This is a genomic window from Sphingomonas sp. NFR15 (genome assembly GCF_900103265.1).
GTDB classification, from domain to species: Bacteria; Pseudomonadota; Alphaproteobacteria; order Sphingomonadales; family Sphingomonadaceae; genus Sphingomonas; species Sphingomonas pollutisoli.
In genome coordinates, this window is sequence record NZ_FMWX01000002.1 from 89,319 (window position 1) to 100,944 (window position 11,626).

Below are 11,626 nucleotides of genomic sequence, written 5' to 3' on the forward strand. Positions count from 1 at the left end.
ATGATCGACGTGCGCAAGGCATTGCTCGCCTGTGCCGCCCTGGCCGGCATCGGCGGCATCGCGTCGGGGCAGAACGCGTCGCCGCCGTCCGGCGCCGCCAACCCCGATGCCGATCGGCTGAGCGAGGCGCCGCTCAATGGAATGCGGGTGCTCGGATCGCACAACTCCTACCGACCCGCCTTTACCGCCGCCTCGCTCGCCGAACAGCGAGCCGTGCTGCGCGAGCAATCGGCCGGCGTGGAATATGGCCATCCGCCGATCGCGCGCCAGCTCGATCTCGGCCTGCGCCAACTCGAATTCGATCCGCTCGCCGATCCGCATGGCGGGCTCTACGCCGCACCCTATGTCGGCCAGCCCGATCGCTATGCCGCGATGCTCCGCCCCGGCCCCAAAATACTCCACGTACCCTTCGTCGACCGGCGCACGCTTTGCCTGACGATCGCCGAATGCCTGACGCAAGTCGCACGATGGTCCCGCGCGCATCCCGGGCACCATCCGATCGTCATCACGATCAATCCGAGTGAAGGGCATACCGATAATCCCATCATGCCAGACCTCCCCGCGTTCGACGAAACCGCGCTTGCCGCCGTCGATGCCGCCGCGCTCGCCGCGTTCGGGCCGCAGGGCCTCGTCACGCCCGATCAGGTTCGCGGCCGCCACGCGAGCTTGCGCGACGCGGTGACGCATGACGGCTGGCCGAGCGTGCGTGCCACGGCGGGCAAGGTGCTGCTGGTGCTCGATGCGGGCGGCACCGTGCTGGATCGGTATCGCCATGGGCATGCATCGCTACGCGGTCGCGTGATGTTCGGCTTTTACCCGGAGGACGCACCTGAAGCGGCCTTCCTGAACATCCAGGATCCGAGGCGGGATGAGACCGCGATCCGCCGTGCGGTCGCGGCGGGGTTCATCGTGCGAACCCGTGCCGATGCCGAAACCGTCGAGGCGCGCGCGCATGATCGGTCGCGGCTGGAGGCGGCGTCGCGCTCCGGCGCGCAGATCATCAGCACGGATTACTATGCCGGAGCGGACGATCCGCTGAAGCTCAATTTCGTCGTCCGGCTGGCGCGTTGACGTTAAAACGAAACGTCCAGAAGACTGTCACAAAAATAGCCATGAGCTGGAACCGTCCCGCCACAGAGCGCTGATAGCGGCACCTCCGTCGCAGCCCGCCACGCCGCTTTGGTGAAGGCACGCGCGACGGGGGGCCCACATATCATGAAATTCCGCACGACCGCGCGATTGCTGCTGCTTTCCTCAGCCTTAACCATTCCAGCGCTCGCTCATGCGCAGGCGCAGGAGTCCACCACCGCCGATGCCGACGCACCCGGCCGCGAGACGATCATCGTGAAGGGGAGCCGCCAGAAGGGCAGCCTCGAACAAGAGCAACTGGCCTCGCCCAACGCGGTCGCCGAATTGAGTGCCGCGAAGATCGAGCAGGCGCCGGACGTCAACCTCGCCGAATCGCTTGCGCGCCTGCCCGGCGTCAGCGTGTTCAACGGTGGACAGGGCAACACCAACAGCGTCGCGACGGACATCGCCGGTCGCGGCCAGGGCAATTACGTCGCGCTGCGCGGGATGGACGCCGAATATAACATCAACCTCATCAACGGTGTCGAAGGCGCGCAGGGCATGCCGTTCAGCCGCCAGGTGCCGCTCAACCTGCTGCCGCCCAGCGGCATGCACCGCATCGTCGTCAACAAGACCTTCCTGCCCGCGCTCGACGGCACCGGGATCGGCGGCTCGATCGATTTCCGCACCCCCACAGCCGCCGATTTCGACCGGCCGACGGTGTTCAACGTGTCGGTGACCGGGCGCCTCGCGTCGCGCGCGCGCGATTACAAGCGGGATGCCGACGGCGAGACCGCGACTGCCGAATTCGCGAAGACCTTCGGTGCGTCCAAACAGTTCGGCTTCTATGTGTCGGGCTATTATGACCGCACCAACTTCACCAACAGCATCGTCGACGGCGTGTATCCCGCTGCCACCAACGGACAATGGACCTATGCGCTGCAAAACGTCGACGGCACCAGCGCCGCCCCAGGCTCGCGCGCGGACAACCTCACGTCGCTGGGCGTGAACGCGGGTTTCACCAACGGCCTCATCACGCGCCACGGCGGCAGCGCCTCGCTCGATTGGGCGCCGGACGAGAGCCAGCACTGGTACATCCGCGGCACCTATGCGCGGAATGATATCAAGCAGGATTCCTATTACGAGCAGATCTACGCCGACAGCACCAGCCGCACGCAAATCGGCACGACCGGCACCTATGCGACGAACATCACCCAGCTTCGCCCGCGCTATTATTTCAGCACCTCGCCCGAACAGGCGCTGCTCGCCACCGCGCAACTGGGCGGCGACCTCAAACTCGGCAAGCTCACGCTGCGCCCCAACGCCTTCTTCAGCGCGGGCGAATATAATGCGCCGGACCATCAGGAAATCTCGGCCCGTAAACCCAATAGCGGCAGCTCCCTGCCCTATAGCGGCACGACGATGTTCACCTACCGCGACGGCCAGCCGATCCTGATCGGCTCCGCCGCGCAATATGCGTTCTTCGACGGGATCGCCACCTACAACGCCCGCCGCGCCGGTGAACTCTCCGCCGAATTCAGCCATCAGACCAAATGGGGCCTGAAGCTCGACGGCGATATCGACGTGGATGCCGGCGTGTTCAAGACGATCAGCTTCGGCGCCAAATATCGCGACGCCTATCGCAAGCACACCTACAACGATTATTCGTCCAATCGCGTCTTCGATGCCGCCGGGCACGAGGTAAGCTGGTCGACGCTCAATATCTTCGATGGCAGCGCGTCGCAGGTGGTGCCCGGTCTCTACAATTTCTCGGCACCGCTCATTAACCGAAGCGCGCTCGACAGGCTGTTCAACGCCGATATCGCGCAGAACTACGGAAGGCTCGCCGACGCGGACGACAGTTGCAGCGATCCCGGCTCGGTCGCCGGCAATGTCAACAACCACAACTGCAACACGCAAAGCGGGCATGAGCGTGTCACGTCCGGCTATGCCATGGCCACGTTCGGCGTCGGGATCGGTCAGGTACTCGTCGGCGCGCGCTACGAGCATACCGACATCACCAACATCTACTGGACGCTCCCGACGGACGGCGCCGGCAATGAGATCATCGGCACTTTCGCGTCGAGCAAGACCACGTACGACAAGCTCTTGCCGAGCCTACAGGTCAATCTACGGCCGAGCGAGCGGCTCGCGCTGCGCATGTCGGTGTCGCGCACCTATATGCCGCCCTCGTTCTTCCAATTGGCCGGCGGCCAGCGGATCTCCAAGTCGGGCGGCGGCGCCGAAGCGGGCGGCACCACCAGCATCACGCAGGGCAACCCGGACCTGAAGGCGATGGAGTCGACGAATTTCGATGCCTCGGTCGAATTCGCCAGCAACACCACGGCGCTGTCGGTGAGCGCTTTCTACAAGGCGCTCGACAACTTCTTCTACTCGCAGGTCAACAACTACGCCAACGTCTCGACCGAGACCGGTGCGACGACGATCTCCAAACCGGTGAACGGCGGCAGCGGCAACGTCTATGGCGTGGAACTGGCGGGTAGCGTCACGATCGAGGCGGCGCCCGCCCTTCCCGGAAGCGTCGTCCTGTCGGGCAACGCCACGTTCGAGGGGTCGCGCGTCGATCCGAAAGGCGGCCTCTCCCCGAACGAGCGCCTGCTCTACCAGCCCGATCTCACCGCCAACGCGCAGGTTTCATATCTCTTCGGCGGTCTGCGCGCCGATCTCTCGTACCGCTACACGAGCGATTATGTGTATCAATATGCGGTGATCGGCGGTTCCAGCGATCTCGATGGCTGGGTCCATGCCCGCTCGCAGCTCGATCTGCATGTCGCCTACGCCTTCGGCCCCGCCAAGCTCGAAGGCGCAATCTCGAACCTCGCCAACGAGCGCAGCTATTATGCCACGATCGGACGTTCCAGCAGCACGATCGGCGCCATCGTGGATTCGGGCCGGACCTTCACGCTGGAAGCCTCCTACCAGTTCTGAGGAGATGCGGTCGGGGCGGCTGGCTATCACCCGCCCCGATCCGCCGACTGCCAAGACACCCGTCGTCGCCACTAACGCGCCGACAGTGCGATCCGGCTGGCGTGTTTCGGCGCGAGAATCGTGAAGGAAACGGTCTTGGCGGCGCTGTCCACAATCGCTTCGGTCTGCCTACCATCATGCTCGACATCGGCCCGTCCGGACCATCCGTGGACCGTAACGGCGATTTTCGTCCACCACGGCGTGAAATGTCCAGCGCGTGGATCGAAATCGATCGAGAGGCCGTGCGGGCTCGCGGCACAGCGCACCGTCTGACGCAGGAAGGCGTGCCGAGCATAGCCGAGGGTGTGACCGTCATCCTCATAGAGCGTCCCTGCGCAGTCATCGCCCGGATAGACGTCCAGCCGCAGTGGTCCGCTCGGAGTTTCCGCCGTGCTCTGTACCAGCGGCTGGCGTGGCAGAATCGTGCCCGCGCGGACGAAGACAGGTAGCCGTTCGAGCCGCGGCGTCTCGATCACCTTGTCGCCGCGCGTGTGCGCGGTCGGAACCGCCTGCGTCGCCGACTGGATCGGCCCTTCGGCGTCCAACTCAGGGGTTCCGACCCGCTGGCCGCTCCAATAATCGAACCAGCCGCCCGCGGGCAGGCAGACATCATAGGTCTGCGGCGATTCCGGGTTCGGCGGCGGCGCGATCAGCAGCGCCTTTCCGAGCGTGAACATCATGGACTGGTTGCACGAAGCGTTGAGCGCCGACGGGTAATCATAGAAGACCGGCCGCATGATCGGGTCGCCCAGACGGCTGTTCTGATCGGCGAGCGCGTAGAGATACGGCATCAGCCGGTAGCGTTCCTCGACGAAGCGGCGGCGGATCGCGAGATGATCGGGGCCATCGACCCACGGCTCCACCCGCGGCGTGCCGGTGGCGCTATGGTCGCGGAACACGGGGGTGAAGGCACCGATTTCGAACCAGCGGGTGAGCAGCTCGGCGCTGGGGCCACCCGCGAAACCGCTGACGTCGGCGGCGCTGTACGCGAAGCCCGACAGACCGAGGTTGAGGATCTGGTGGATCGACAGCTTCAGATGATCCCAGGTCGCGCTGTTGTCGCCGGTCCAGGTAACCGCATAGCGCTGGCCGCCCGCATAGCTGGCGCGGGTCATGACGAACGGGCGCTCGTCGGGGCGCAGCTTCAGCAGCCCGTCGTAGGTGGCGCGGGTATTCTCCATGCCGTAGACGTTGTGGATCTCGCGGTGGTCGGTCACGCGCGGCGCGAAATCGTCGCTGGCGATACGGTGACGGGTGTCGAGCGGCATGGTTTTGGTCGGCGTCGCGAAGATCGCCGGCTCGTTCATGTCGTTCCAGAAGCCGGCGATGCCGCTGTCGACGAAGCCGTTGAACAACCCGCCCCAATAGTCACGCCCCGCCTTCTGCGTGAACTCGGGAAACACCGATGGCCCCGGCCACACCGGCGCGACATAGGTGCTGCCGTCCGGGTTCTTGACGAACGCATCCTGCGCCAGCCCGCTCTGATAAGGCGCATAGCCTTCATCGACCTTGGCGATGTGCAGGTCGGTGATCGCGACCAGCTTGATCCCGGTCTTGCCCATCTCCCGGACGAGTCCGGGCAGGTCGGGGAAGGTCTTGGGGTTGCTCGTGAACGGCCGGTTGCGATCCTGATAGTCGATATCGAGCCAGATCACGTCGGTCGGGATGCGGTCGGCGCGCAGCCGGGCGGCGATACCGCGCACCTCATCCGCCGACATGTAGCTATAGCGCGACTGTTGGTAGCCGAACGCCCATTTCGGCGCGAGCGGCGGCCGGCCGGTCAGGTCGGCGTAGCGGCGGGTGACTTCGGCCACCGAAGGGCCGGCGATGAAATAATAATCGATCGGGCCGTCGGGGCCGCCGAACTGAAGCGTGTCGGCGTCGCGGTGGCCGAAGTCGAACCAGGTGCGGTACGTGTTGTCGAGCAGGAAGCCGTAGCTGCCCCCCGCCCCGCCGGTCGCGATGAAGAACGGGATGGACTTGTAGATCGGGTCGTCGGCACTGGTGAAGCCGAACGCGTCGGTGTTCCAGTCGACGAAAGCGTGCCCGCGCCGGTCCAGCCCCTGAGTCTTGTCGCCCAGCCCGAAGAAGTGTTCGGAGACCGGCAGTGTCTTGGCGATGGTGAACGCCGTGCCGTCGAGCTTCGCCGGGGCCGCATCGGCCGAGATCACCTTGCCGTCGAGCGTTTCGAACGACACGCCGCCGGTCGTACCAACGCGGACGCGAACGCTGGCGGTGGTGAAACCGTCGGGGGTGGCGGTGACCTTCACCGCCTGCCTGCGCACCGCCGCTGGCACCGCCCAACTCGCATCCTCGGGATATTTCCCGTCCTTGGCGATGCGCACCCGGATCAGCCCGTCGGTAAGCGCCGTCAGCCGCGTCGCGGTGGTAGCGGTGCGGATTTCGACGCCGTCGCTATGCGGCGTAAGCACAGGAGCGGTGCTCTGCTGCGCATATGCCGCCGGAATGCCGCCGAGACACGTCGAGACGGCGAGAAGCAAGGCGAGACGTTTCATGGCAAATCCTTGTGCAACGGATGGTGCTCGTGCGCGGTGAGGGTCACGCGGACGTCGTCGTTCTCGGCTCGGCTGATGATCGCGATCATCGCCGCACCACCAATCCCGAAAACGCGGGAAGGCGCACCATGTCAGCGTCGTTCGCCGCGAGGATCGTTTCGCCCGTGGCGGTCGGCCCCGGCCAGTCGCGCGGCGTCTCGCCCAGATTGAACACGCACAGCAGGCGCTCGCCGCCCTCCTCCCGTTCGAACGCGATCACCGCATCATCGCTGTGGACGACGCGGATGCTGCCCCGGCGAAGCGCCGGATGCGCGTTGCGCGCGGCAATCACCGTCCGCGTCCAGTGCAGCAACGAGCCTGCGTCCGCCTGCTGCACATCGACCGCCAGGGCGCGATGATCGTCGCCGAACGGCAGCCACGGCTTCGCCGCGCCGCTCCCGAAACCCATGTCGGGCGCCGCGCCGATCCATGGCATCGGCGTACGCGCCCCATCGCGCGACAGCGTCATCGGCCAGTTGGCGATCGCCTCGGGATCGAGCAACTCGGCGAACGGAATATCGACTTGGGTGAGGCCCAGTTCTTCCCCTTGATACAGGAAAATATTGCCGCGCAGCGCGACCAGCAACAGCATCTTCATGCGCGCGAACGCCGTGGCATGCTCAGGCACGGTCCAGCGTGACAGCGCACGCGGCGCGTCGTGATTCTCGAAGGCCCAGCTCGGCCAGCCGACGCCCGGCGCGTCGGGCCAATTGCCCACCGCATCGGCGATCAGCTCCGGGGTCAGCCGGTCGGCATAGAGAAAGTCGAAGCCATAGGCGCTGTTGAGGCGCGTATCTCCCGCGGTGAACGCTTTCATCTCGCGATCGCTGTCGTCGCCGCCGACCTCCGCCACCGTGAACCGCGCGCCATATTCGTCGAGGAGGGCGCGGATACGCTCGAGCAGCCCGAGAATGTCGGGATGACCTTGGTTATAGAGCTTGAGCTGGAAATCGAACGGCCGCGTGCGGGCGCGATTGGTGTCGGGCGCGGGCGGGTTATCGGTCAGTGCGGGATCATGCATCGCGAAATTGAGCGCATCCAGGCGGAAGCCGTCGACCCCGCGATCGAGCCAGAAGCGCGCGGTCGCAAGCAACGCCTCCTGCACCGCCGGATTGTGCCCGTTGAGCTGCGGCTGATCCTTGAGGAAATTGTGCAGATAATATTGCTGGCGCCGCGCATCCCAGGTCCAGGCCGGGCCGCCGAACACCGATTGCCAGTTGGAAGGCGGGGTGCCGTCGGGCTTCGCATCCGCCCAGACATACCAGTCCGCCTTGTCGCCAGAGCGCGCGGCGCGGCTCTGCTGAAACCATGCGTGCTGGTCCGAGGTGTGTGAATAGACCTGGTCGATGATGATCCGAAGGTCGAGCGCGTGCGCGCGGGCGATCAACGCATCGAAATCGGCGAGCGTCCCGAAGATCGGGTCGACATCGCGATAATCCGCCACGTCATAGCCGAAATCCTTCATCGGCGACGTGAAGAAGGGGGACAGCCACACCGCATCGACGCCAAGTGACGCGACATGATCGAGATGCGCGGTGATGCCGGCGAGATCACCGATGCCGTCACCGTTCGAATCGGCGAAACTGCGCGGGTAGATCTGGTAGATCACGGCCCCCTTCCACCAGGGAGTCGCGGTCTGTGCACGGGCAAGGGTCATCGGATTCATTCGCTGGGGACGGCCGCGCAGATGGCATAGCCAAGGGGCGGCAGGATGACACGCGCCGAGCCGGGCGCGGCGGCCGCGCCCGGACAGGCGCCGGCGAGCGCGGCGAACCGCACGGACCGCGTGCCGACCGCGACATTCTGCGCGATCGGCGCGGTGCTGGTGTTGACCGCGACGAGGATCTCACGTCCGTCGTCATCACCGCGCGTGAAGGCGAGCAGACCCGGCTTGTCCGTCGTGAAGCGCACCACCGTCCGGCCACGGCGAAGCTGCGCATGGTCGCGGCGCAGGCGCGACAGTTTGGCGATCGTGGCGAAGATCGGATTGTCCTGTCCGAAATGCGCCGTGGCCGTGGTTGTGTTCGTGCCGATCAGCCGATTGCTGTTGTAGCGCGCGACCTGGCTCGCGAACAGATCCTCGCGCGAGTCCCGGTCCCCGCCGTGGCCGGTGAAGCCCTGTTCGTCGCCCGAGTAGATCGTCGGCACACCGCGCGCGGCGAGCAGCAGGACGTGCGCGAGCGTGAGGCGCTGAAGGCGCTCCGCCTCGCTGGCGTGTGGCCATGCCTGGTCGAGCATATAGCCGATCCGCCCCATGTCGTGATTGCCGAGGAAAGTCGGCAACTGCCGCGCCCCCGCCTCGCCGCCCTCGTAAAGCACATCGCCATCCACCCACTTGGCGAACACATCGGTTCCCGCCTTCCCCGACAGCAGTGCGCGCGCCGCCGCCTGAAAGGAAAAGTCGAGCACCGCCGGCAGCGTGTCGCGCCGGGTATATTCAGCGGTGTAGCCGGGATCGACCGCCTCGGAATAGACTTCGCCGAAGATGTGGAAGTGCGGGATGCCGCGCGCGGCGGCCCGGGCCTGCATCGCGGGCACGAAACGCTGCCAGAACTCCGGATTCACGTGCCGCGCCGTGTCGATCCGAAAGCCGTCGATGCCGAACCGGTCGATCCAGCTCCCGTAGATCGCGATGAACCCGTCGATCACGCGCGGGTCTTCGGTCATCAGATCATCGAGACCGGCGAAATCACCGAACCGCGCGGATTCCCCGGCAAAGGTCGAGTCACCACGATTGTGGTAATAGCGCGGGTAATTGAGCCAGGCGGGCACCTTCACCTTGGCCTCGGCGGCGGCGACGAACGGCGTGTAGGCATAGCTCGGGTCGGTGAGCGCCGCGAAATTCTCGGGCGTCTCCACCGCGTCCCCCTGAAACTGGGGGTTTATCGCCTTGCCGCTCACGCCGCCCTTGCGCGAATAGGGGTAATCCGCCTTGCTGCGATAGGCGCACGGCCTGCCGACGCATTCGCGATACTGGATCACGTCCGCCGTATGGTTGGCGATGATGTCCATATAGACCTTCATCCCGCGCGCATGTGCCGCATCGACCAGCGCCTTGAACTCGGCCTCGGTCCCGAAATGCGGATCGACCGTGGTGAAGTCGGTGATCCAATAGCCGTGATAGCCCGCGCTCTCGTGACCCGGCGGCCCCTGCACGGGCTTGTTCTTCAAGACCGGCCCGATCCAGATCGCGGTCGCGCCAAGCGCCTCGATATAGTCAAGCCGCTCGGTCAGCCCTCTGAGATCGCCGCCATGATAGAAGCCCGCGTCGCTCGGGTCGTAGCCGGTGACCAGCCGGTCGCCGGTAAGGCCGCCGCGATCGTTCGACGGGTCGCCGTTCTCGAAGCGGTCGGGCAGCACGAAATAGATCACGTCATCCTCGGGCGGGCGCGCGCGGACCACGTCGATCGGTACGGCCGCCGGCCCGGCCAGCGCCATCAGCAGCGCGGCGACGACGCTCATGCCGCCACCGGCAGCGGCGCGGCGCAATGGCCCGCGATGAAGTCGGCGTGGCTCGGCATCTGCGCCACCTCGCGCGCGTTGAGCTTGTCTATCGTGTCCATGAACTCGGCGAGGTCCGCAGCCGGAACCGCGTCGGCGAGCGGATGATGTCCCGCCGGCATCACGCCCTGCCCCACCAGGACCTGCAACCAGCCGACCTCGGTGAACAGTTCCTCATGCTCACGCGTGATATGGCCATTGCCGCGCCACAGCGCGATCTTGGCGGCGAGCGTTTCGGGCAATTCCATCTCGCGGCACGCCCGCCAGAACGGCTCGCTACGATCATTGGCGTGATAATGCAGGATGATGAGGTCGCGGACCCGCTCATACTCGAAATCGCTCTGCCGATTGAATTCGGCGCGGTCGGCCTCGGCGATCGAGCGGGCCGGAAGCAATTTCATCAACCGCGAGATCGCCGACTGGATCAGATGGATGCTCGTGGATTCGAGCGGTTCCATGAAGCCGGCGGCCAGCCCGATCGCGACGACGTTGCGGTTCCACATCTTCCGGCGCTTGCCGGTACGGAACGGGATCGGCCGCGGTTCGGCGATCGCCTCCTCATCGAGCCCGGCGAGGAGTGTCGCGGTCGCCTCGTCCTCGCTCAGATGCGCGGAGGAATAGACGATGCCGTTGCCGGTGCGGTGCTGCAACGGGATCCGCCACTGCCAGCCTGCGGCCTTGGCGGTGGCGCGCGTGTAAGGCGTCAGCGCCCCGCCCCGCGCCGAGGGCACCGCGATCGCGCGGTCGCATGGCAGCCAGTGAGACCAGTCATCATAGCCGGTCTTGAGCGTCTGCTCGATCAGCAACCCGTGAAAGCCGGTGCAGTCGATGTAGAGGTCGGCGCCGAGCGCGGTGCCGTCCTCGAGCACCAGCCGCGACACGTCGCCCGTCGTATCCTGCTCGACGCGGACGATCTTGCCCTCGACGCGGTTCACCCCCCGCGCCTCGCTGTAGCGCCGCAGATGGCGGGCATAGAGTGCGGCGTCGAAATGAAAGGCGGAGGGCATGTCCGGCAGCAGCCGCGCTGTCCTCGCAGGCCCGCGCTGCATCCGCTCGGCCAGTGCCGCCTGGTTGTTGAGCGAATAAGCGGTAAGCTCGCCCGCCGCGCCCAGCCCGCGCGCGCGCAACCAATATTGGTGGAACGGCAACAAGCCGACATCGCGACCGACCGCGCCGAACGCATGCATGTAGCGGTGCCCCGGCCGAAGCCAGTCGACGAACTCGATCCCGAGCTTGTACGTCCCTTGCGTTGCGCGCAGGAATGCATCCTCGTCGAGCCCGAGCGCATCGTTGAACAGCCGGATCTGCGGGATCGTCGCCTCGCCGACCCCGACCGCGCCGATCTCCTCGGATTCGACCAGATCGATTTCGAACCCCACCTCCAGGAACCGTGCGAAGGTCGCCGCGGCCATCCACCCGGCGGTGCCGCCGCCGGCGACGACGATTCGGATAGGATCAGTCATGTCCGCGTCCCCGCTTCAACTACGTCAGGCAGCGCAACGGCGGACAACGAA

At 65.9% G+C, this 11,626-nt stretch carries 6 protein-coding genes; 2 read left to right on the forward strand and 4 right to left on the reverse strand.

Going from position 1 to position 11,626, the window contains the following annotated elements; genetic code table 11:
- Both BLS81_RS05875 and BLS81_RS05880 read left to right on the forward strand, forming a co-directional pair.
- Positions 1-1,071, forward strand: coding sequence for a Ca2+-dependent phosphoinositide-specific phospholipase C (locus tag BLS81_RS05875; RefSeq protein WP_093222040.1), 1,071 nt, complete (start codon positions 1-3; stop codon positions 1,069-1,071).
- 144 nt (positions 1,072-1,215) lie between these two features.
- Positions 1,216-4,017: a TonB-dependent receptor gene (locus BLS81_RS05880; RefSeq protein ID WP_093222043.1), complete on the forward strand. Its 2,802-nt coding sequence runs from the start codon at positions 1,216-1,218 to the stop codon at positions 4,015-4,017.
- Between the two features lie 71 nt (positions 4,018-4,088).
- On the opposite strand, the gene BLS81_RS05885 is transcribed toward BLS81_RS05880, so the two are convergent.
- The 4 genes from BLS81_RS05885 to BLS81_RS05900 all read right to left on the reverse strand — a co-directional run bounded on the left by BLS81_RS05885 (position 4,089) and on the right by BLS81_RS05900 (position 11,575).
- A complete protein-coding gene (locus tag BLS81_RS05885) occupies positions 4,089-6,572 on the reverse strand; it encodes a glycoside hydrolase family 31 protein (RefSeq protein ID WP_093222046.1) in 2,484 nt (827 codons plus the stop codon).
- 85 nt (positions 6,573-6,657) lie between these two features.
- A complete protein-coding gene (locus BLS81_RS05890) occupies positions 6,658-8,268 on the reverse strand; it encodes an alpha-amylase family glycosyl hydrolase (protein WP_093222930.1) in 1,611 nt (536 codons plus the stop codon).
- Positions 8,269-8,273: 5 nt separating this feature from the next.
- Complete coding sequence (locus BLS81_RS05895) at positions 8,274-10,073, reverse strand: alpha-amylase family glycosyl hydrolase (RefSeq protein WP_093222929.1); 1,800 nt, start codon at positions 10,071-10,073, stop codon at positions 8,274-8,276.
- Positions 10,070-11,575 (reverse strand): tryptophan halogenase family protein, encoded by a 1,506-nt coding sequence (locus BLS81_RS05900; protein WP_093222048.1) that lies wholly within the window; start codon positions 11,573-11,575, stop codon positions 10,070-10,072. Before BLS81_RS05900 ends, BLS81_RS05895 begins: the two co-directional genes overlap by 4 nt.
- Between the last annotated feature and the right edge of the window lie 51 nt (positions 11,576-11,626).